The sequence below is a fragment of the Flavobacteriales bacterium genome (assembly GCA_016704485.1).
GTDB lineage: Bacteria > Bacteroidota > Bacteroidia > Flavobacteriales_F > PHOS-HE28 > PHOS-HE28.
In genome coordinates, this window is record JADJAA010000001.1 from 1611551 (window position 1) to 1633488 (window position 21938).

The following is a 21938-nucleotide window of genomic DNA, read 5'->3' on the forward strand; positions in this document are numbered from 1 at the left end:
CTGATCAAGGGATCTTCAATTCGGCTTTTACCAACGGTAGAATGTCCTCACCTTTATCGTAGTACAGGACAAAGCCCGTGCTTACATCGAAGATGTAGACGAAGTTGTTCGCTTCAGCTACTTTCTTGATCGCCGCGTTGGTCTCCGTTACCATAGGACGCAACAATTCCTCTTCCTGCTTGGCTAGGTCCTCCTGTGCTTTTTCCTGCGCTGCTTGGATGCGTTGCTCCAGATCTTGGATCTCCGTCACAACCATATCTTTTTGTGTCTGGGTCATGTCCGGGGCATCTTTTTGTGCATCGGCAACTTTTTGCTGGTACTCGGCACCCATCGCTTTCAAGCGATCATCCAAGGTCTTGGCAAAGTCCTGCATTTTCGTTTCAGCTGCTTTGCGGCCAGGTAGCAAGAGCATCAATTGCTGGCGATCGATGTGACCGAGCTTCTGTGCGGTGGCCATCGGTACGGTGCTCAGCAATAAGCCGAGTGCGAGAAATACAGTTTTCATTGTTCGTTTGTTCATCGTGGTTTTACTTCGTCCTTGCCGCCTCTAGGGTCAATTCCGCCCTTTCCGGGATCAGGCTTTTCTTCTTCCGGCGGGTCTTCGCCGAATTTCTCATCGTCGTTCGCGCCATCGGTCCCTTCCTTTCCCGGACGGATACCAAGCTTGCGCAGAACAGTATCGCTCTTATCGTATTTCTCACTGGCGAACAACAGATTGCTGCTGCTTCCGCCCAGGTCGAACACAGCGATATAGCTGGTTCCTGCTATTTCCTTGATCGCATCGTATACGCGGTCCTGGATCGGCTTGATGAGTTCTTCGCGCTTCTTGAAGAGATCACCACCAGGGCCGAATCTGCGTTTCTGCAGGTCACGTGCTTCGCGTTCGCGACGATCGATCTCCTCCATGCGACTGCGCTTCATCTCTTCCGTAAGGAGGATCGCTTCCGCATTGTACGACTCACGCATCCGTTTGATCCCCAGATGCCGTTCATCGATCTCCTCCTGCCACTGCGCACTCGAGCGATCGAGCTCTTTCTGTGCCGTACTGTATTCCGGCATATTATCCATGATGTACTTGGTGTTCACGAATGCGATCCGTTGTGCATCCATCTTTGGGGCGAATGCAAAAGCAGCTAGCAGAGCGATCGTATATATGAGGTTGTTCTTCATGCGGAGCCGTCGAAAATAGGTGATCCGGTCTATAACTCGCCAAGATCTATGCCGATCGTGAAATGGAACTGACTTTTGGCCATGCTCGGAAGATTCGGTACATCATCCAAACGCCACCCGTAATCCAAGCCCATGGGGCCGAACATCGGGAGGTTCAATCGCAATCCTATACCAGCTGAACGGTATAGTTTGAAGGGGTCGAAATCATTGAAACTGCCGTAGCTGTTACCGGCTTCCAGGAACGCAAGGGTGAAAATGGTGGCCGATGGGTTCAAGGAGATCGGGTAGCGCAATTCCGCGGTGTATTTGGCCACTACGAAATTCCCGGTGTTCGGTGCGAGCGAGAAATCATCATAGCCGCGTAAGCCCAATATCTCACGACCATCCAACTGGAAGCCCGTTAACGCACTTCCACCCAAATAGAACCGCTCGAACGGCGAATCGCCCAACGAACTGTTGTACCTTCCCAAGAAGCCGAATCCGGCACGGGTCATCAACACCAAACTGCGACCGCTTTTCGGGTTGGTGAGCTTATTGAACCACTGCGTACTGAATTTCCATTTGTGGAACTCCGCCCATTCGTAACGCTGCTCCGGTTCCAGATCCGCCCAATCGCGCTCCGGTTGGAAGAGCGAATAGGGTGGGGTGGCCTTCACGGATATCGTGGTGTTCGATCCTGTTCTGGAGAAGAACGGTTGGTCGATGGAGCTACGCGATAACTGGAGCGTGTAGGAAAGCACATTGCTGACACCGTTCGTGAACGAGAAGACCACGGCTCCGCTCGAATAGTTCTTCAGATCGTACAATTGATAGCCCAAGGTCTGGCGGAGGATGAAATAGTTGTCCGGCCACTGCAGACGCTTGCCGATGCCTAGGGTTACACCTGTAATGATCAAGGATTGGCGCAATGGGTTTGCTATGCGGCCATCTTCGGTGTCTATGAACCTGTTCTCGCCATTGGTCTGTACACTGCGATACGCGGATATGCTGAGCGCATTCGGTTTCCGGCCACCCAACCAAGGTTCCACGAAGGATAAGCTGTACGATTGGAAGAACCGTCCGTTGGTCTGTGCTCTAAGGTTCAACGTCTGGCCATCTCCGCTAGGCAAAGGTGTCCATGCCGAACCTTTGAACAGATTCCGCATGCTGAAGTTGGTGAACGATAGGCCCAATGAGAGCACTACGCGCCCTGCGCCCCAACCACCGCTCAATTCCAATCGGTCACTTGGTTTTTCCTCTACGGTGTACTCCAGATCCACGGTGCCGGTACGTGCATCCTGGATCGGATTCACACCCATAGATTCCGGATTGAAGTAACCCAAGGTGGAGAGCTCCCGCTGTGTACGGATCACATCACTGCGGTTGAACAATTGTCCCGGCTTTGTGTAGATCTCTCTGCGGATCACATGTTCCGTGGTCTTCGTATTGCCTTTTATGATCACGTTCCGGATGCGGTATTGTTTGCCCTCGCGGATCCGGATATCGATATCGATGCTATCGCCAGGTACAAGTAGCTCAATGGGGTCCGGATAGAACGCCAGGTAACCATCATCCATGTACAACGAGCTGATGTCGCGGCCTGCTTGGTTCATGTACAATCTGCTGTCCAGCAATTTCTTGTTGTAGATATCGCCTTTGTTGATGTTCATGATCTCCGCCAACTGCGCATCCGAGTGCTTGCTGTTGCCGGTGTAGGTGATGTTGCGGAAACGGAATTCAGGACCTTCATCCATGGCGATCTCCACCCTTACCCGTTTCTCCCTCACGAAATACATGGTATCCGACACGATGGCCGCGTTGCGATAGCCTTTTTCATTGTACAGGTCCAACACGCTGTTCTTGTCGTTCCTGTACTCGCTCCATAGGAATTTGCTGCTGCCGAAGAAATTCCACCAGCGCTTCTGGCGGGTCTTCTTCATCGCCTTGCGCAGCTTTCTCGATTTGATATTGTTGTTCCCGGTGAACACCACATCCTTGATCTTCACTTTCTTGTTCTTCTCCACCTCAAGGATCAACAGTACACTATTCTCCGGTGCGGTCTTTACCGTGTCATTGATCTGGATGATGTTCACGCTGGCCTTCAGGAATCCTTTATCGATGTAATAGCGTTCGATCGCATTCGAGGCATTGGCGATCAGGGCATCATTCACTTGTTGCCCGCGGACCAATTGGATCTCTTCGCGCAATTTATCAGCTTCGCTCTTGTTCGGGCCCTTGAACTTGAAACGCGATAGGCGAGGCTTTTCGACCACAATGATGTTCAGGAAGATGACTCGCCCACGGATCTCCGCTGCATCGATGCGGACATCGCTGAACAACTGCTGGTCCCACAATTGGCGGATCGCGTTGGTGATCCGTTCGCCGGGCACCGTGACCTTATCACCTACTTGCAGCCCTGTGAACAGTTTTACGGCGTTAGGATCCGTAGTAACGGTGCCGCTAACGGTGATCCCACCGATCTCATATTCCGATGCATGCGCCGGATCCATGGTAGGCCCGCTGGTCTGTGCGAAAGCTGAACCGCCGATGAACACTAGAAGAAGTACGATATACCAACGCATTGCTTTCAACCCGGGGTCACTTGTTCACTGATAAGGCCGAAGCGACGCTCACGGTTCTGATAATCGAGTATGGCACTGTAGAGATGCTCTTTCTTGAAATCCGGCCACAGTACAGGCGTGAACCAGAGTTCCGCATAGGCGATCTGCCACAGCAGGAAATTGCTGATCCGTTGCTCTCCACTGGTGCGGATCAATAGTTCCGGATCGGGGATACCGGCGGTGGTGAGTTCGTTGCCGATCATTTGCTCATCGATCTCTTCCGGATCGATCTCGCCGTTCTTGGCAGCCCTTGCAAGGTTGCGGGCCATGCGCAGGATCTCCCAACGTGAACTGTAGCTCAGGGCCAGTACCAAGGTTATCCGATCGTTCTTGGCGGTATTGTCGATCGCATTGCGCAGGGTATCCCGGCATGTAGCAGGAAGGCTTTCAACATCGCCGATCGCTTGCAGCCGAACGCCGTTCTTGTTCAATTCCTCCAGCTCACCCGCTATGGTCTGCACCAAGAGGTCCATCAATGCAGCGACTTCATTCGCTGGTCGGTTCCAGTTCTCCGTGCTGAATGCGTAGAGCGTTAAGTATTCCACGCCCACCTCCGTAGCAGCAACCAAGGCTTCGCGTACACTGCGTACACCGGTGGCGTGGCCCACTACGCGGTGCTCGCCGTTCGCCTTGGCCCAACGCCCATTGCCATCCATAATGATAGCAATATGCTTCGGCACCTTGGTGGTGTCGATGCGGCCAAGTATTTCTTCGGTGGTCAAGGGCGTATTAAAATGGGGTGCAAAGGTCGCGAAATTCGCGGTATCAATTTCTTCGACGCATCCAGTTGTACTGTTCGTCGCAATCGGAGAATCTGCTCAGGATGTAAGTGATCGAAAATCCGGTGTACTGGTACCAATCGCGTGTGTTCGTATCGCCCCGTGCACGGCCTGCATTGGAGATGCCCGCCTGGGGCAGTCCACTGCGGTCCGCGTAGATCGCAGCGATGGGTCCGTTCTCGAACTCTAGCAATCCATTATCCACGTATTTCCCGCTCACATCGTCGATATAATCCGTCCAGGTGCGACGTAGTCCCCATTCCAACTGGAAGTCGAACCGGCCCACATTGGCCTTCAACCCGGCACCGAACGGAATGGCGATCTGATCGATCTTGTAGATGTCCCTATCTGCTACCGTTGTGCCTTGGCCCTCTGTTCCTAATGGTTGTAACCGGATCCAGGTATCACCCAGTTGCGCTTGCGGGTCGGCCCTGAAATAAGCAAGCCCACCAAAAATGAACGGTGTCCAGAATTTGCCTTCTTTGCCTTTGTCGCGGTATTTGAAGAAATTGATCTCAAATAGAACGGCAGCCTCGAACAAGCGGGAACGGAAGCTCAGGTTGCGTAGCTGTTGTAGGCTATCCGGACTATTGCTGTCCGAAGCCTGTAAAGTTCCGTAAAGCCCTTGAAGGCGAATGGCATAGCGATCGTTGATGTTATGCCGGAACACAATGCCGACCGCTGGTTTAGTGCCTTTTGGATAGTGCCGCGTAGGATTCAGGTCACCGATGTAGTACATAAGGCCACCGGTGATGCCGATCTCATTCACTTGGGCGTGAACCTGTATCAGCGAGCCGATCACAATGAGTAGGCAGATCTTGCGTAGCATCCCGGTACCAACGTTCGTAGCCCGGAATTGGTATGTCCTAGCTAGCGAGCGCGAAGGTAATCTGGATCCGCAACCTCTGAGTCCTTCTACTGACCTACATATCAACGTTTAGCGTTCTTTTCCACTTTCGGACTCCGGATATCCAAGCCCCAATTGAGCTTTGCCCGTAACGTGGGTAGGAATTCCCCTTCTTCGATCTGGATCATCTTTACCACAAAATCGGCCTTGCGCACGGTGACCATGCTTTGTCCGTGGATCGCATGGCTGCGCGAATCGAGATTCAATAGGCACTTGGCCGAACGCGCCTCCAGTTGAAGGTGGAGCGTTAAATGATTGGGGACCACAAAGGGCCGCACATTGAGGTTATGCGGACTGATGGGTGTGATGATCAGCGCATTGTTCGATGGGTCCAGCACAGGGCCGCCACAACTGAGTGAATAGGCGGTGGATCCAGTGGGTGTGGCAATGATCAATCCATCGGCCCAATACGTGTTCAGGTAGGTCTCGCCCAAGTGTACATGCACGGCAAGCATGCTCGCACTGTCCCGTTTGTGAAGGGTTACCTCGTTCAGCGCGAAATTCTGCGTGCTCAGTATATCCGCATGGTTCGTAACTTCTACCAACGAGCGGTCCAATATGGTGTGCTTGCCTTGTTTGATCACCGCGAGTGCTTCGTCCACTTCCTCTAAGCGAACATTGGATAAGAAGCCCAACCGGCCCAAGTTGATCCCTACTACGGGTACTTCGGATCGGCCTACCATGGCCACGGTATCCAGCAAGCTGCCATCGCCACCAAGGCTGATCATCATATCCAACCCCTGTGCCTCGAGCGGCGCTTCAGTGAGGACCTTCCACGGAATTGATCCCGCAGTCTCATTGAGCCAAGTGGCCATATCGGGAGTCAATGCCAACTCAAGCCCAGCTGCATGGATCTGTTCCAATACACGGATAACAGCAGGTGTGCCGCTAATATCCTTTGCTCTACCATTTACACCTACGCGCATCCGTTGGTCGTTGGGTTCCGTCCAAAGATATTGCAGTTGGGTGTATTCCCATTTCGCGTGTTGCGAACATGCTTACATCCAAGAATAAGTTCAAGGTGCGTGCTAGAATGGATGCGTAAAATGCAAAAAGAAACCGCTCTCGCCCAAGGCATTGAAGGTGTATTCCAACCGTGCTACCTGATCATAACTGGTAACTAGGTCCAGACCAAGGCCATAGCCGGACATGGGTGAATTCGCCAGAAAGTTCTGATCGGCATAGCGGCTATCCCATACGTAACCCGCATCCACGAATGCATCCAAGTACAACGCGAAATACACGGTGCGGAAACTCTCAATGGGAATGAACTCCACCCGGAAGGTCTTCGGTTTGAACAACGCGAACAGGAAGTTGGCCTTGCCCAATGCATAATGATCACCGTCGATCACATAGTACTCATAGCCTCGCACTGAATTGCGGTATCCCAATCCTTGTTGCACATAATAAGGCTGCCTACCGAAGGTGCGTTTGCCGCGTGCGCCCAGAGCGAAGGTGAAGCGTTCGTTCAATTTGAACCAACGGGTAGCTTCCAGGTAGGCCGTGGTAACTTCCGGTGCATTCTTGTCCAATAGCCCTAATCCGTAACGGTCCAGTCTTAGCTCAGCAAAATGACCTTTCGTCGGGAACGATCGGAGGTTCCGTTTATCCCAGGTCACGGAATAAGTGAGGCTCAGGTAACGGGTGGTGTTGGAGTTGCCGTTGAAATAATCCTCAGCCACGTGTACGATCGTATCCGCCACTTCGGCCTGTGTGAAGCCCAATCGCCAGCTATGTCGGAAATCATGGGTCTTGCGCAAGGTTGCGCCGATGTCGGCGCTCCACACATCCCTGTTGCTCCCATCCGGGTTCCGGATAAGGATGCGTTTGTTATCGAGGGTGCCTGCCGTGATCTCCGCCTGTTGGTAAAAGCTCGCACCAACGGACATGCCCCATTTCTGCTGTTTGTCCAGATAGGGTACTTTGTACCGGATGGCATACTGTTGGGTATAACCGAACTGTGCATTGACGTAGACCGTTTCATTCTGCCCGCGGAAATTGTATTTGTAGAGGTACACGCCGTAGTTCACACGGCTAAGGTCCTTGGTGAGCCACCACGTATTGAAGTTCGGGTCCGCTAGGTCGAAGACGAGCGCGGGCCACCAATACCAGCGTTCGTTCACCGTTACCTCGATCATCGCGGTTGTCTTATTCAGGTACAACGGCAAAACGGTGACACTATTGAACAGCCCTGTATTCATCAGGTTCTGACGGCTGCGTTCCAGTTTTTCATACAGTGCTGTGGAACCGCATGCCTCTCCTTCTTTCACCACCAGTTCCCGCAAAATGATCCGATCCCGGGTGACCTTATTCCCTGAAATTGCTACGCCCATTACCTGTATGACCACGCTGTCGCTCACGGCGGTTTCTTGCGCAAAAAGCGCTGTGCTGCTGAACAGCATGCAGATGAACATTGGTATGGTCAACTTCGATCTCATCTATATGGACGTGTATCCATTCAATGGACCCATGTCGACCATTCGAACAGTAACAGTGTAACTAAGGATCCCGCCACATGGCGAAAGGCCGCGTTCATCCATTCGTTCAGCGTCCTTCTCTCCGGGCCTGGCATCCGGTGATACGGCACTTGGACCGGAGCGTGTTCTATCCATTCACCATTCACCAATCACCATTCACCTCCGAGTCCGAAGCCGCTTGCAGCCACATCTATCTGCGTAGATCAGTTCTTTCATCGTCTGTCACTCCGGTCTTGAACCGGAGAGCGTACTATCCATTCACCGTTCATCAAACCCAGCTTTCAGGTGTTGATAAAGCGCATGAGTTCATCATACCGCCCACGAAGATCGTCCTGAAAGCGAGAGCCTTGGAAGGTGGACTTCACGAAAATATCATAACGCTCGAAGGTCTGCAGGATATCGCTGATGTCCTCTCGATTGATCTTCAGGGTCACCTCCGTGCGATTGGTGCCTGGCAACGTGTGGCAGTAAACGCTCAGGATCCGTGCATCGTTGCCTTCCACGATCCGTGAGATCAATTGCAAACTGTAGTCGATCAGGTTCATTTCCAGGATCACGATGCTGCCGGGTTCGCCGACATTCGCAAGCTCAGCTAATTTCAACAACGCTTGGTGTTCGGTGATCGATCCAACATATACGCCCATTTCATCCAACACCGGAACAACCGATAGGCCGCGTTCGCTGAAAAGCTTCATTACGTCATAGATGTGCTGCCCGGCCCGTGCGAACGGGATCTCCACTTGCTCCATTACGGTACTAACGAGTGCGTGCGCATCGGCGCATTCCATAAGGTCCGTATCCTTCACCAGACCAACCAGCCGCTTTTCATTCACCACAGGTAAATGCATCACCTTGAACTCTTCCATCCAATCCAATGCACGCTTTATATCGTCGTGCGGACGCAACGGTGGAATATCCGGGGTTATGAGGTCAAGCGCATGCATGGTAACGGATCGGTCGAGCCTTGGGTCCTACTTTTGCTGAACCCAAGGGGAACAAAGTAACGCAACAGACAGGTGACAAGACTCAGTGTGAATATCAACAAACTTGCTACGATCCGCAATGCACGTGGTGCCAACGACCCCGATGTGGTGGCCATGGCGCTGGATATTGAGCGATGGGGAGCACAAGGAATAACAGTGCATCCGCGACCCGATGAACGCCATATTCGTAGAAGTGATGTGTTCGCATTGAAGCCGGTGCTTACCACGGAATTCAATATTGAAGGGTATCCCAGTGAGGAGTTCATTGCGCTTGTGTTGCAAGTAATGCCTGCTCAAGTGACGTTGGTGCCCGATCCGCCCGGTGTGCTTACCAGCAATGCCGGTTGGGATGCGATCGCGAACCAAGCGCAACTCGTCGAGGTGGTGGCCACGTTCAAAAAAGCCGGTATTCGCACGTCGCTGTTCATGGGTACGGATCTTGATCAGATCGATCATGCTGCAAGAACGGGTGCGGACCGCATTGAATTGTATACCGAGCCCTATGCGGCAGGATACGGTGCGGATCGCGAAGCAGCGGTAGCACCGTTCACAAAAGCGGCGATCCATGCAACACTGTGTGGACTTGGTCTGAATGCAGGCCATGATCTGAGTCGACACAATCTCGCATTCTTCAACGCGCGTGTTCCGGGGTTGAATGAGGTATCCATCGGTCATGCGTTGATCTGTGATGCGTTGCGTTACGGCATGGAGAATACGATCCAATTGTACCTGCGTGAGTTGCGGGGCGATGCGTTGATCCCTTCAGTGAAATAATGACTACCGTTGAACTTCACTACCGCCGCATGGGTCCCGAAGGCGCGACACCCGTGGTGATCCTGCACGGACTTTTCGGAAGCTCCGATAATTGGGGAAGCATTGGCAAGGAACTGGGCACACCATCTGATGCTTCGGTAACGGCCTTGGATGTGTTGCTCGTTGACCTGCGTGATCATGGTCGATCGGAACATGGAACGGAAACTTCCTACCCGCTCATGGCTGCGGATGTGCATGCACTTGTCACTGGTCTTGGGTTGAAGGAACTCGTTCTCGTGGGCCATAGCATGGGTGGGAAAACAGCCATGGAATTCGCGCAGCGATGGCCGGAATTGTTGAAGCGCTTGATCGTGGTGGACATCAGTCCGAAGGAACATGCGAATACGCAACAGTACATAGTTGATGCCCTGTTGAACGCTGATATTTCAAAAGGGCGTACGCGTAAGGAGGTGGAGGAATATATGATCAGTAAGGTCCCGGAACCCGGCGTGGTGTCTTTTCTGATGAAGAATTTGTACTGGAAGAGCGAAGGTGAATTGGCGTGGCGAATGAATATCGATCTACTCGCGAAAAAGATGGATCACATCCTCGCGGGGATCGGTTCGAAGATGGTCAAGGTCCCAACACTGTTCATCCGTGGCGGGCAAAGCGATTACATCCTCCGTGAAGATATTCCGGCAATAAAAGAGCAGTTCCCGAACAGCAGGATCGAGACGATCTCATACGCCGGGCATTGGGTGCATGCGCAGGCGCCGGATGAGGTGGTTGAGATGATACGTTCAAATTCTAATTCCTGATTGCTCCCGTTGGTCGATCTCTAATTCCTAATTCTTGAGGTCTCGGTTAGTGTTACGTTAGGGTCTTGAGAGGTTTCCGATCTTCGCTTTGTTTCGTTCGCGATCCATTTCTGATTCCTGCGATCTGGATGTTCGATCGATCTACGCCTTGGGTGATTGGTTCCTTCCTAAATTACGGATTGAAACAACCCTTGGCCTGTGGTATGGAATTTGTCCTTAGTTAATTGATGATGCGTTTTATTTATGTGCTTATCGGACTGGTTATTGCGCTTAATATTCACGCGCAATCCGACAACATTCCCGACCAAACGGAATGGCAAACGTATTACGGAGGCTTCGATCTGCACGACGGTGTTTACGCGGATTTCAATGCGTTCCGATACAACCGACCAACTGTTCCGATCGAAGCGCTGCGTGATGAGGGTGGCCCAGTGACGGATATCCGTCGTGTGGTGAGTAAGTTGGTATGGCAATCGGATACAGGTGCGCAACAGACCATTCGCAAAGAGAAGCTGTGGGGTTTCTGCCAGAATGATGCGGTCTATATCGCTGCGGGAAATGGCTTCTACCGCATCGGACTAATGGGTAGTCTTTCGCACATGATGTATGAGGTGACGTACCGCGATTGGGATCCGTACATGTACAATTCCGGAACAATAAATCGCACCGTGGTGGTGCAACAAATGCTGCACATGGATACCGGCGAATTCCTAGCGTTCAACGCTGCGGGCATGGACAGAGCATTGCAGACCGATCCAGTGTTATTGGAAGAGTTCCGGTCACTTTCGAAAAAGCAACGGAATTCGGATGAAGCCCTTTTCCGATTTCTTCGGCTCTACAACGAACGGCACCCACTGCGCTTTCCGAAGTAAGCAACGGTAGAAAGCGAGGCGCGATCTACTCTTTCACGAAGACCTTGTGCCCACGGCTACCATTTTCTTCGATCTGAATAACGTAGGTGCCCGGAGCCAGTCCATGGACATCCATCGTGATCCTGTTCGAACCTGGCGCTGCAACTACATTCGAGTTGATGACCACGCGACCCGTGGCATCCAGTACGTTCGTGTGTACCAACCCTCCTTGCAACGCTTCGAACTGAATGTTGAACTGATCATGCGTTGGATTCGGCCACGCGTTGAATTCCATCGTGCTTCTTGATGCTTCGTTTACGCCAACAGCAAGTGTCCAACGTGCAACCCATTCCTGATAAAAGTGATCTGCGATCTCGTCGTTGTGGATGATCAAGGTATTCTCGTCGTTCAACGTTTCTGCATTGTAGCTCCAGTTGTGCGAACCTGTTATCACCAGCGGATCGGCTGCCGCTACGGTCCCTCTGTCCACGATCGCATACTTATGGTGCAGGTAACTGTCCGGGTCTCCGTCCGGTCGAACATCAATGCCGCCATCCAATAGATCCTGGTACGTGCCCATGTCCATATCATCCGTTTCCATGACCCCGCGCACGGTCCTTTCGGGTAGGGCATCAACAGTTGTCAATGTACTTATGAGGGAGTTCATCGTGAACGCGAACAACGCGAATTCGACAGTAGCGTCCGTAGTCCGAAGTGCAGCGTCGATCCGTGCCGTAGTGCCGTCCGAAGGAGAGAAACTGCTTTCGATCAGTGTGCCACCGACATTGAATAAGTGTGGCGTGTTGTTGGTCTTATCCGCACCGAATTTGCTGTTCGCGAGATCGGGTTGTGTTCCGGATCCACCCCACATTTCATTGAACTCCATCCGATAGCAACGCGCCAACGCTTGGTCCTCGATGATGATCAGGTTGTTCGCATCGGTGTAAAAACTGCTGTTGGTATAGTTCGTACTGCCGGTCACTGTGAAGGCGTTGTTCAGGTCATCCGCATCGATCACCATGAACTTGTTGTGCATGCCGCTCCCTTGTGAATTCTGTCTGAACAGAATGGGAATGGCAACATTCAAATTGTTCAACGCAGAGTTGCTGTTGCTCGCTTCTGCAATGATGCGGATCTGTACGCCACGGTCATACGCATTGTTCAGCGAGGTGGTGATCCCTGTGGTGGTAGTATTGTACACCGCATATTCCAAGGTCTGTTGTGCGCGATCGATGTAAGCACGCACCGTGTCATCGATCAAATTCCCGAGACTGATCGCTGGAGAGATGGTTGCTACACTATTATCCACGGAATGGGTGAAATATGCAGCGACCGATCCGGGGTTGGTGGAGGCAGTGGAATAGTAGGTAGTGGTTGACCATGCCGTATCCGTGCTCAATACCGAGAAACAACGGGCATAGTAGAAGGAAGCAGGTTGTAAACCGGTCAATGCCAAGGAATGATCCGTAGTGGTTCCTGAACCCGATGTGACGGACCCAAGTGCAGGTGTTGTTCCGTACGCAACGTTCGAAGTGCCTGCTAAATTCGTTGTCCAGAAAAGGGTGAAGCCGTCGGGAACGATATTCGCTTGCGTGATCGGACTTGTGATCGTGATCGTGTTGCTCGCGATCAGATCGGCGCTGGTCCGAGGTAGGAGCTGGTAGCCATCCGATGCAGGTGTTGACGTTGTGTATTGCGATACGATCGCAACAAGGTCGATCGCGCCAAGCGGGATCGTCGTGCCGATCAATGGATGCCCCGTGCGTAAATAGATGATGCCGGATTGACCGTTGCTGCTGAACGATCCAGATCCGCTTGAGAAGGTGCCACCTGCATTGGCGAATGTGCAATTGTTCACGCGGACCAATTCACCCTCGTATGATTCGCCAATTTGCGAAGGGTTGATCACTTGTGCTGTAGGAGACGCATTGCCTGTACTGTTGATCGTGAACGCACTGATGGGATCCAACTCCAACAAGCCGTAATAATCCTTCACGGTTCCGGTTACGGTAATGTCTGTTCCAACCGTCGGACTGAATCCCCCTGTGGAACCTGTGCCCGGAAAAAGTGCCAGACCTCCTGTCGCATCCTGCACGTAACGGATCGAACCGAACTCCGAACCATTGGTCACAATACCGCTAACGGTAGCCGAGGTGCCGACCGGTAGGTTCCGAGCTTGGTCAATGGGTGTCTGCGCGTAACCGGACGTTACAACAGTGAGGATCGTTAGTGAAAACAAGAAACGCATGGTGCAAAGGAACGGCGGTTTTGGCCTTGGTCTTATGAAAGACAACGGCACGGATCTTGGCAATACGACTGAGACCCGGATCTGATGACTTAAATTCGGCGCCCCCAACAGACGATCGTACCATGCGCACCTCACTCGTTCTTATCGCCACGTTATTCTTTGGTGCTACTCAAGCACAAGAAGAGAAAATGGCCTATATCCCTGCATTGTTGGGCTTTTACAACGTTGAAAACTTGTATGATACGTTGGATGCTCCCGATGTGGACGATGCCGAGTTCCTCCCTGAAAGTAGCAAGTTCTGGGGCACCGAACGGTATTTCAGGAAGATCAATAAGATGGCTGGTGTTATCGCTGATATGGGTAAGGATGTGCAACCCAACGGCCTTGCGTTGATCGGTCTGTGTGAGGTGGAGAATAAGAATGTGCTCAATGACCTTGTAGCCGCAGATGCTTTGAAAGCGCGCGGCATGAAGATCGTTCACGAGGATTGTTGGTACCGCCGTGGTGTTGATGTGGCATTGCTTTATGACCCCGCACAATACACTGTGTTCAGCCACAAGGCCTACCGGTTGTATACTGCTGATACCACGTTCAAAACACGTGATCAATTGTTGGTGAGCGGCATTCTGGATGGTGATACAACACACGTGATCGTGAACCACTGGCCGAGCCGCAGAGGAGGTGAGAAAAGATCACAACCGTTGCGTGAAGCAGCTGCGGATCTTGGGCGCCACATCGTGGATTCCTTGCTTAGGATCAACCCCAATGCACATATCCTATACATGGGCGACCTCAACGATGATCCCGTGAACCCGAGCGTGCAAAAACACATGCGTGCAACAGGTGATAAAAAGCTTGTGACCGGAGTTAACTTCTTCAACCCGATGCATGCGTTGTACCAAAAAGGAATCGGCTCTTTGGCGTGGCGCGATTCATGGAACTTGTTCGATCAGATCCTGATCTCTCCCGGTATGTTCACCGGTGCAGGGGGGGCCTACAAGTACTACGGCACGCGTGTGTTCAATGAAGCTTATCTCCGACAAAAGGACGGCAGTTACGCCGGCTACCCGTCGCGCACATTCGTTGGCGATACCTATCAGGATGGGTACAGTGACCACTTCCCGGTATTCTTGATCCTGGTGAAGGAGGCGAAGTAGGCTTCTCAGCTCCGCTCGAAGTCCTAATCCGTTCCGCTCGAAGACCTACTCCGCAGCCGAGTTAGGTCGCCGAGCGGAGTCGAGGTGCCCTAACTCGGTTCCGCTCGATGAATTCGACCGAGAGCAGTAGGACTTGCCTGACCGCCTATGGTGCAGGAGTCTCGCACCAATAGTTGGAGTACACACTTATCGGCACCGGTTCGGAAAATCAGGTGGTGGTGGTGAGCCCTGATGTTCGTCCGTGAACTGTTGAAGATCCATCTCCGTGGTCAGGCTATGGTCAGTGTTCAGGTCACTATTCAAAGGTTCTCCCAGTGCATAAACCACAAGGAATGACCTGCCCAGCATGTCCGTATCTTTTTTCCAAAGGCCATAGACCTTTTCAGTGCCAGCATAGCTGATTGAATCAACGTAGTAAGAATACGTGTAATGCACTTTTACAGCGCTTGACTCATAGTCTTCAATGAAGCCTACAGCGTAGCCAACAGGACTATCATACAGCTCACAAATTCTGTTCTTCTCCTTTTTGCATCCGGTAAGAATGACACTAAAGAGAAGCATTAGGAGTGCTCCGTGAAAATTAGAACTGTTTTTCATTGACTTGGATTTTGTTCGATGGATCAGAGCCCCAATATTTCTTTCAAATCTCCTTTAGTGGGATAAATGTAACGGCTTGAACGGTGCCCCGGGAAACCTTTATGTACTTCAGCTGCTGTACATATACAGCAAACGAAAACGCCCCGTACTCCAACGAGCACGGGGCGTTTTTTTGTTTTAGTTCAGCTACTTAGTGCTGCACCTGCACACGGGTGCTCCAAATTGCATCAGCGTTACGTAGGGTCACTACATAGATGCCGTTGCTGAGTACGCTTACGTCAACAGTGCTGCGTTGCGTGTTCACCATATCAGTCAATACAATACGGCCGGTTGCATCGCTTACAGTGTATTCCGTGCGACCGTTAACGCTGCCGAGGTCCATGGTCAATGCGTTATCCGCTGGGTTCGGGAACACAGTCACCGTGCTACCTGCGAATTCGCCGATGCTGGTTGCGAAGACCACATCATTGATGTCACGTGGCAATACCTTCCACTCGCTGAAAGCGTAGAATATTGGTCCGGTAACGTCATACAGTGTTCCTTGTGCAGGGTTCGGGTAGTCGTAGATCAAAGGACTTACGAATAAAGGACCGGTTCCATTGTCAATGATCCATTGACCATTGGCTGCGGAAGGATCCGTGCAATTCGCATTGTTGGCCGTAACCAATACGCCCTCGTACTGCTCGGAACCTGCACCGAATGTGCTCGTGAATGAAGCTGCAGGAAGTGGATTGCCAGTGCTTTCAACAGTGTATCCAACTACACCCGTCAATTCGGTGAGTGTGAAGTATTCCGTAACGGTCGCTGTTAACGAGATCTCATCTCCCAAACTTGGAATGTTCGTATTGTCGTAAACAAAAACGCCGTTCCAAGGACCCGGGCCATCTTGTAGGAAGTAGCCTGGGTTAGCACCACCAGCAGGGAAAATTGCTGTTACGATACCCGAAGTGGAAACGGATTGGTTCTCCATAGGGGATGCTCCATCCGGTGCCGTGGTGAACTGGATGTCATAGATCGGGGTATCACCCTGTGCAGCACCGGTCTCGATATTCACATCATCGATGACCAAATGCTCTGGTGCAACCGTGCTGCGCACGCTGAAAATGAACTCTGCACCCGTTGTATCGTTCCCGGCAACAACAGATAGCGTCAGCTCCTGCCATGTGTTACCGCTTATGGCTACGTAATTCTGTGGGTTGTAAGGGGAGTAGCCAGAGCTCGTTCCCGGACGGCCATCATAAAGACCTACGCGGATATCACCTTCGCCACGTACCCAAAAGGTAATGTCATAGGTTTCTCCTTCAACAACGGTCACTGTCTGTGTAGTGAAGCGCTTGTGTGAAGTAGTGGTGTTCTCCAAGCGCACGGCATACGTGCCACTATGCGGGTTGGCATCTACCTGTCCGATGTCGCTCAATGCAATATTGGTCTTAGAACCAACGAAGTCATCGGGTAGTGAGTCTGTCCAAGCCTCTACTCCACTGGTAAAGACCTGTGCGTTCATGGCTCCTCCGAACAAGGCGGCCATTGCAAAAAGTGTAATGTGTTTCATGTGTATGGGGATTAGGGGTTGTGTTCGTTTGCAAATTATTGGTCAGAGATCCGAATGTCATCGATCTCCCATGTCTTGCCATCGAAGTTGGAACCAACATATTTGAATGCCAAATGGAAGTTGGATTGCATGTATGGTAAAAGACTTATTGTTCCACTAGAAATCCAAACAAACCCACCTGAACTAAGCGTGAATTGAATCGGACTCCACGTTGCAGAAGAAGGTGCACCTCCAACATAGTCCGTTGAAAATAACAATTCCAGTTGAGCTCCAGTATAGTTGCTCGCATTCTGGAATGTCAAAACAGGAGCATTCGTATTAGAAAGATCTATGGAAGGTGAAATGTACCATGATTCACAGGCCGTATTTGTCCCAAAGTAATTCTTGCAGAGACCATATTGTCCTCCCCCCAGTGTGCTGTATGTCCATGGGATATTTCCGATCACGGCCTGTTGTGTCCATCCGCCGGATATCATGCTACCATCTCCAAAATCCTTATTGAAAATGGGAAGTACCTCGCCGTTACAACGCGGACCGTTCAGTTGGATCTCGTTAATGTTCCGTATGTACAGTTGTGCATCCGTATCAAATGTACCAAGGACACCAACGAACGTTCCACGACCCTGAGGAAGTGGATTCGTTGCAAAGTTGGAATAACCACTATTGCGCACGAATACGGATTGACCGATGCAGTTCTCAATGTTCCGGTTCACAGTAGTCTGTCCGACAGAATATGTAGAGCCAATTGCCTCACCGGTTACGAATTGAACGGAATCCAACATGACCAATTTGCCTTGAAATGGGTGGTCCCAGCGGGGTGTATAACTCTGAGCAAGCTCTGAAATAGTAACCAATTCCGGTGTTTTAAAGACCTGGGTTGCTTGTTTCACAACGTTGTTGTCCACATTAACACTATCTAGCTGGACCATGCCATTATAGTCGTTAAGAAAGGTGCCCTTAAGCACAATGCGTATACTATCTCCAATGTAGATCCCTCCAGAAGATACCAGCTTAAGAACGATTGCGGCAGAATCGTCCTGTGCATAGACTGTTTTATACAGGTTGCCGGAAACTTCATCAGCTGTTACCACTGCGTAGATCGACGTGTCACCTACGAACTTGTGATTGGCATTCTGAACATGCATGGCTCGCAATTGCTTGAGGGTGATTACCTCGCCAACAGGTAACGTCCGGATCGGTGGCGCGTCGAATTCCTTCTTGCAGGCCACTACGGTCAATATGGCAACGAGGCCAAGTACAATGGTCTTAAAATTCATGGGATTCTTCTTTCGTGTGGTCATTAGAAACTGAAGGTAAGCATTGCGAAGTAATTGCGGCCATAGAGGTAGCTGAACTTCGGGGGGAATTTGTCTACGTTGGTGCGGTCGTAACGCAATTGCTCGAAACCGCCTACTTTGAAGTCCTGGTTGTTCAGGATATTGCTCACGGAGATATTCAATGCGATCCGGTATTTCCGCTGGATCATCCACGATTTGCCAGCGAAAGCGTCCACGGTGTAGTTGTCATCCAACTGCACTTGGTCCAATAATTGGGCCACTTGCGGGTCGCTATCCACGTAGTTGCCGATAGCTTCAGCCGTGCGGCGGTCCGGGTTGGGGTCCAAATAAATGTTACCGAAGTAGTTCGCGTTAAAACCAACGAACCAGAATTTAGGATGGTTGTACCGGAGACCGACCGAGGCAGCGGTCTGTGGCATGCCACCGACTTTGTAGTTCTCCCAGTAGATCACGCGGTTCTCTGCGAATGTGTTCGCACTGTTGTTCTGAGTGATCGTGGCCAACGGACGGCTGGAATACCGATAATCGCCACCGGCATATACCGCTGTCATTTGGATCGTGCTGGTCAAGTTCGCTTCGATACCTACTTCCACGCCTTTGTTGATCTGGTCCACACCGCTCATGCTGTAGTTCACCACGGTCAACGCTTCGTCATTGTAGTAGAAGCGGCTCCACATCTGGTCCATCATTTTGGTGTAGTAGAACGTCGCACGTGCCTTTAGTCGAGCGTACCGCACCACGTAACCGATATCACCGGTATAAACGGATTCGCTCTGGAGACCAGGGATCACATCCGGACGGGTACGTGCAGATAGGAACGAATTCCGCGGTGACGGTGGGCGGTTCAAATAAGCAGCATTGGCTACAATGAACTGGCGACCTGTGATCTTGTATGTAGCTCCTGCTTTAATACCACCGGTCAAGAAATCCTGGCTCTCGCCTTTGCCTTCCGATGTTTCAGGGAAGCGACCATTTTGCACATTGCCATCTCTGCGGAACGAGGTTTGTGCCAAATGCGCAGCTGCATAAACTTCTACCTTCTGCCATTTCTTTTCGTACTGACCGAACAGGCTCGTAGCGCGCGTTACAATGTTGTAATCCCATCCGATAACATCACCTTCTTTTGCTACCTTGTTCGGTGTGCTCAAGTCGTTCTGGGAGATGATCGGGTCATCGAAATCGCGATCCGCGAATTGGTCGATATCCACCCAGAAGTCTCCACCTAAGAGGTCATCCAGAACGTTAAAATAATGGGTGCTTTGACGATTGAAATTCAATCCGACAGTAATGTTCCGGTTGTTGAGCAGGTTCTTTCGGTAAACGCTATTGAGTCCGATCCGCTTCGGGTCTGCACGTTGCTCTTCAACAATGTATTTGCTCCGGTTCCCGGTAACGGACGTGCCAGAGCCGTTCGCATTCTCAACGGTGTACAAATTCTTATCGTTCGCGAAGTAGAACTGGTCCCAGTTGAGCTGTTGTACGCTTGGGTCACTACTCCAGGATACCGCTTGTTGTGCAGCAAGACCGGGATCCTGTAGTGCATTGTAGCTTGGCAGATAACGGTAATAGTCCGGTCGTGGATCCTGTGCATCGAACCAGTTCAACTGCGTTGATCCATCCCTTCCGAAAGCATAGAACACGGTAGTGGTCAACGTAACACTATCGGTAGGTGTGAAGATGTGGCTTGCCATCACCAATGGTTTATGATCGAAGGTCATCCGCGCATTGCGCACTTCGCCATCCTGGTAGCCCCAATTCGGGTTGTAATAATTTGTGCCAGCAAGGTCGTAGGCCTCCTGGATGGCCAAGCCTTGACGACCGCGTACGATCGGTGCTCCGAAACCAGCGAAGCTCACCGCGTGTTTCTTGCTCAATTGCTTTTCCGCAGCCAGGTAATACGCATAGGCGTTGAACGGTGTGCCAGGCACGTAACCTTCCTGCGCCCATCGACGTGAGCCGGAAAAGCTAACGTTCCAACCATTCTTCATCACACCGGTACTGCCAGATAACATGATCCGGTTGTTGTACGAACGATTCGCTGAGGCATAAGAAACACGGATGCCTTTTCTTACCGCACCGGGACGGATGTTGATATCGGATGTACCGCCGATACTGCCGAAGTTGAAATTCGTAGGTCCCACACCAGCAGTTACTGAGGTGTAGCGGGTCACATCGTTCAGTCCGCCCCAATCGCTCCAACTGGCCCACCCCGATTCCAGGTCGTTGACCATAACGCCGTTCATGGTGACCAAGGTGTTATCGCTATCGTAACCGCGAATACGGAAACGCGCGGAACCGAAGTTGAATCCCGCAGTTGAAATAAAAATATCCCGTGACGATTGCAGGATACCCGAAACGTCCTGCCCACCTAGTTCGGAATCAAGATCATCCGCAGTAACGGTAATGATCGGTGTCTGGCGGTCCGGTACAATAGTGGTGTCCGGTGGAAGCTCCAACGTGGTACTATCCACTTGTGCAGACAACGTACCGATCGCAAGGAACAGGATCGCGCATACCGCACTTACCGCTCCGCTCAAGGAAATACGTTGGGTCGCGCTTCCGGTGCTGCCTGATGCGTTTTCGGGTAAGGGTGTTTGCATAGCGTACAAAGTAATGTGATGACGGACTTAGCTCTTGGTTCGGTGGTTACATCTGCTCTCACCGTAATGGGAAACCCACCGGCCAATTTTACTTCCCATTTCTTTTTGGGCCTGCGAAGATACTGTGCAGGGTTGGATCGGAGGGATATCATCAGCGTTAATTTTTTGAGGTCATTTTTCCTGGGCGGATCAACTGTTGCTGGGCGTATCTGAAAGCGTTGATCTTTATTGGCAAATGCCTAGAGAGCAAGGATTTTAGCTACACCTATCTTTACCGCCTTCAATTTTCCCCGCGTGAACACCCGTTTGGTCATAATCCCCACTTTTAATGAGAAAGAGAATATCCGCGACATCATTGCGCATGTCCTGGGTTTGGCGACGTTATTCGATGTGCTGGTAGTTGATGATGGTTCGCCCGATGGGACAGGGGCGCTTGTGAAGGGGATGATGCAGGAACATCCGGACCGCGTACACCTGATCGAACGCAGCGGAAAACTTGGTTTGGGTACCGCATACATCAAAGGGTTCAAATGGGCGATCGAGAAGAAGTATGACTACATCTTCGAGATGGATGCGGACTTCAGTCATGATCCCAATGATCTTTTGCGTTTGTACCAGGCTTGTGCAGATGGTGCGGATATGTCCGTTGGCTCCCGTTATGTGAAAGGGGGAAAGGTGAAGGATTGGTCCTGGGACCGCGTGATGCTCAGTGTAGGCGCGAGCATGTACGTAAGGGCAATACTTTGGTTGGGTGTGCGCGATACCACTGCCGGTTTCGTGTGCTACAAACGCCATGTGCTGGAGAAGTTGGCCTTGGATCATGTGCGCTTTATCGGTTATGCATTCCAGATCGAAATGAAATACCGCGTGCGTCTCGCTGGATTCAAGATCAAAGAGGTTCCGATCACGTTCATCGATCGTGTGAAGGGAAAGAGCAAAATGAATTCCGGTATCTTTAAGGAAGCAATCATTGGTGTGATGCAGATGCGCATGGGTTTGAAACGATAGGAGTTGGGGTAGGTCAGTTAGCAGTAGGTAATGGCAGTTAGCAGTCCCGGAATTTTTCGCTTTGCTTGAATTTTGTCTTGGGAAATAACATTCACCACCTAGTTCATTTCGCCTCCGCCGACAGAATAAACGAACATCCA

Annotated in this window: 19 protein-coding genes; 5 read left to right on the forward strand and 14 right to left on the reverse strand. The window is 51.4% G+C overall.

Going from position 1 to position 21938, the window contains the following annotated elements; translation table 11 throughout:
• Positions 1-4 precede the first annotated feature (4 nt).
• From IPF95_06750 to IPF95_06790, 9 genes are all read right to left on the reverse strand, one after another.
• Complete coding sequence (locus IPF95_06750) at positions 5-505, reverse strand: OmpH family outer membrane protein (protein MBK6474395.1); 501 nt, start codon at positions 503-505, stop codon at positions 5-7.
• An 11-nt stretch (positions 506-516) separates the two neighbouring features.
• Positions 517-1110: an OmpH family outer membrane protein gene (locus IPF95_06755; GenBank protein ID MBK6474396.1), complete on the reverse strand. Its 594-nt coding sequence runs from the start codon at positions 1108-1110 to the stop codon at positions 517-519.
• 89 nt (positions 1111-1199) lie between these two features.
• Entirely contained in the window at positions 1200-3731 is a 2532-nt protein-coding gene (gene bamA / locus IPF95_06760) for an outer membrane protein assembly factor BamA (GenBank protein MBK6474397.1), read from the reverse strand.
• A gap of 5 nt (positions 3732-3736) precedes the next feature.
• Positions 3737-4477 (reverse strand): isoprenyl transferase, encoded by a 741-nt coding sequence (locus tag IPF95_06765; GenBank protein ID MBK6474398.1) that lies wholly within the window; start codon positions 4475-4477, stop codon positions 3737-3739.
• A gap of 58 nt (positions 4478-4535) precedes the next feature.
• Positions 4536-5378, reverse strand: a complete 843-nt coding sequence (locus IPF95_06770) for a hypothetical protein (GenBank protein ID MBK6474399.1) — start codon at positions 5376-5378, stop codon at positions 4536-4538.
• 101 nt (positions 5379-5479) lie between these two features.
• The gene (locus IPF95_06775) at positions 5480-6382 is read right to left on the reverse strand and encodes an NAD kinase (GenBank protein MBK6474400.1); all 903 of its coding nucleotides are present in this window, start codon (positions 6380-6382) and stop codon (positions 5480-5482) included.
• Between the two features lie 102 nt (positions 6383-6484).
• Positions 6485-7894: a BamA/TamA family outer membrane protein gene (locus IPF95_06780; GenBank protein MBK6474401.1), complete on the reverse strand. Its 1410-nt coding sequence runs from the start codon at positions 7892-7894 to the stop codon at positions 6485-6487.
• Positions 7895-8068: a hypothetical protein gene (locus tag IPF95_06785; protein ID MBK6474402.1), complete on the reverse strand. Its 174-nt coding sequence runs from the start codon at positions 8066-8068 to the stop codon at positions 7895-7897.
• 146 nt (positions 8069-8214) lie between these two features.
• On the reverse strand, positions 8215-8877 hold the full coding sequence (locus IPF95_06790) for a CBS domain-containing protein (protein ID MBK6474403.1): 663 nt from the start codon (positions 8875-8877) through the stop codon (positions 8215-8217).
• Between the two features lie 72 nt (positions 8878-8949).
• Between IPF95_06790 and IPF95_06795 the strand changes: the two genes are divergently transcribed.
• The 3 genes from IPF95_06795 (at position 8950) to IPF95_06805 (ending at position 11359) form a co-directional block, all read left to right on the forward strand.
• Entirely contained in the window at positions 8950-9690 is a 741-nt protein-coding gene (locus IPF95_06795; protein MBK6474404.1) for a pyridoxine 5'-phosphate synthase, read from the forward strand.
• Positions 9691-9719: 29 nt separating this feature from the next.
• Positions 9720-10487: an alpha/beta fold hydrolase gene (locus IPF95_06800; GenBank protein ID MBK6474405.1), complete on the forward strand. Its 768-nt coding sequence runs from the start codon at positions 9720-9722 to the stop codon at positions 10485-10487.
• A gap of 227 nt (positions 10488-10714) precedes the next feature.
• Entirely contained in the window at positions 10715-11359 is a 645-nt protein-coding gene (locus tag IPF95_06805) for a hypothetical protein (GenBank protein ID MBK6474406.1), read from the forward strand.
• Positions 11360-11384: 25 nt separating this feature from the next.
• Here IPF95_06805 and IPF95_06810 read toward each other — a convergent pair whose 3' ends face one another.
• Positions 11385-13586: a T9SS type A sorting domain-containing protein gene (locus IPF95_06810; protein MBK6474407.1), complete on the reverse strand. Its 2202-nt coding sequence runs from the start codon at positions 13584-13586 to the stop codon at positions 11385-11387.
• A 122-nt stretch (positions 13587-13708) separates the two neighbouring features.
• Between IPF95_06810 and IPF95_06815 the strand changes: the two genes are divergently transcribed.
• Entirely contained in the window at positions 13709-14743 is a 1035-nt protein-coding gene (locus IPF95_06815) for an endonuclease/exonuclease/phosphatase family protein (protein MBK6474408.1), read from the forward strand.
• A gap of 186 nt (positions 14744-14929) precedes the next feature.
• Here IPF95_06815 and IPF95_06820 read toward each other — a convergent pair whose 3' ends face one another.
• The 4 genes from IPF95_06820 to IPF95_06835 form a co-directional block, all read right to left on the reverse strand.
• Positions 14930-15340: a hypothetical protein gene (locus IPF95_06820; GenBank protein ID MBK6474409.1), complete on the reverse strand. Its 411-nt coding sequence runs from the start codon at positions 15338-15340 to the stop codon at positions 14930-14932.
• A gap of 190 nt (positions 15341-15530) precedes the next feature.
• Positions 15531-16892: a T9SS type A sorting domain-containing protein gene (locus tag IPF95_06825; protein MBK6474410.1), complete on the reverse strand. Its 1362-nt coding sequence runs from the start codon at positions 16890-16892 to the stop codon at positions 15531-15533.
• A gap of 35 nt (positions 16893-16927) precedes the next feature.
• Entirely contained in the window at positions 16928-18193 is a 1266-nt protein-coding gene (locus IPF95_06830) for a choice-of-anchor J domain-containing protein (GenBank protein MBK6474411.1), read from the reverse strand.
• Positions 18193-20790: a TonB-dependent receptor plug domain-containing protein gene (locus IPF95_06835; protein ID MBK6474412.1), complete on the reverse strand. Its 2598-nt coding sequence runs from the start codon at positions 20788-20790 to the stop codon at positions 18193-18195. The genes IPF95_06830 and IPF95_06835 overlap by 1 nt, the downstream gene beginning before the upstream one ends.
• A gap of 294 nt (positions 20791-21084) precedes the next feature.
• Here IPF95_06835 and IPF95_06840 point away from each other — a divergent pair, with 294 nt between their 5' ends.
• The gene (locus IPF95_06840) at positions 21085-21798 is read left to right on the forward strand and encodes a polyprenol monophosphomannose synthase (GenBank protein MBK6474413.1); all 714 of its coding nucleotides are present in this window, start codon (positions 21085-21087) and stop codon (positions 21796-21798) included.
• The last annotated feature ends 140 nt before the right edge of the window (positions 21799-21938 follow it).

Bases quoted from the DNA above. Each gene is read 5' to 3' on its own strand.
- IPF95_06750 (MBK6474395.1), bottom strand. From the start codon at position 505: ATGAAAACTGTATTTCTCGCACTCGGCTTATTGCTGAGCACCGTACCG.
- IPF95_06755 (MBK6474396.1), bottom strand. From the start codon at position 1,110: ATGGATGCACAACGGATCGCATTCGTGAACACCAAGTACATCATGGAT.
- bamA (MBK6474397.1), bottom strand. From the start codon at position 3,731: ATGCGTTGGTATATCGTACTTCTTCTAGTGTTCATCGGCGGTTCAGCT.
- IPF95_06770 (MBK6474399.1), bottom strand. From the start codon at position 5,378: ATGCTACGCAAGATCTGCCTACTCATTGTGATCGGCTCGCTGATACAG.
- IPF95_06775 (MBK6474400.1), bottom strand. From the start codon at position 6,382: ATGCGCGTAGGTGTAAATGGTAGAGCAAAGGATATTAGCGGCACACCT.
- IPF95_06780 (MBK6474401.1), bottom strand. From the start codon at position 7,894: ATGAGATCGAAGTTGACCATACCAATGTTCATCTGCATGCTGTTCAGC.
- IPF95_06785 (MBK6474402.1), bottom strand. From the start codon at position 8,068: ATGGATAGAACACGCTCCGGTCCAAGTGCCGTATCACCGGATGCCAGG.
- IPF95_06790 (MBK6474403.1), bottom strand. From the start codon at position 8,877: ATGCATGCGCTTGACCTCATAACCCCGGATATTCCACCGTTGCGTCCG.
- IPF95_06800 (MBK6474405.1), top strand. From the start codon at position 9,720: ATGGGTCCCGAAGGCGCGACACCCGTGGTGATCCTGCACGGACTTTTC.
- IPF95_06805 (MBK6474406.1), top strand. From the start codon at position 10,715: ATGATGCGTTTTATTTATGTGCTTATCGGACTGGTTATTGCGCTTAAT.
- IPF95_06810 (MBK6474407.1), bottom strand. From the start codon at position 13,586: ATGCGTTTCTTGTTTTCACTAACGATCCTCACTGTTGTAACGTCCGGT.
- IPF95_06815 (MBK6474408.1), top strand. From the start codon at position 13,709: ATGCGCACCTCACTCGTTCTTATCGCCACGTTATTCTTTGGTGCTACT.
- IPF95_06820 (MBK6474409.1), bottom strand. From the start codon at position 15,340: ATGAAAAACAGTTCTAATTTTCACGGAGCACTCCTAATGCTTCTCTTT.
- IPF95_06825 (MBK6474410.1), bottom strand. From the start codon at position 16,892: ATGAAACACATTACACTTTTTGCAATGGCCGCCTTGTTCGGAGGAGCC.
- IPF95_06830 (MBK6474411.1), bottom strand. From the start codon at position 18,193: ATGACCACACGAAAGAAGAATCCCATGAATTTTAAGACCATTGTACTT.
- IPF95_06835 (MBK6474412.1), bottom strand. From the start codon at position 20,790: ATGCAAACACCCTTACCCGAAAACGCATCAGGCAGCACCGGAAGCGCG.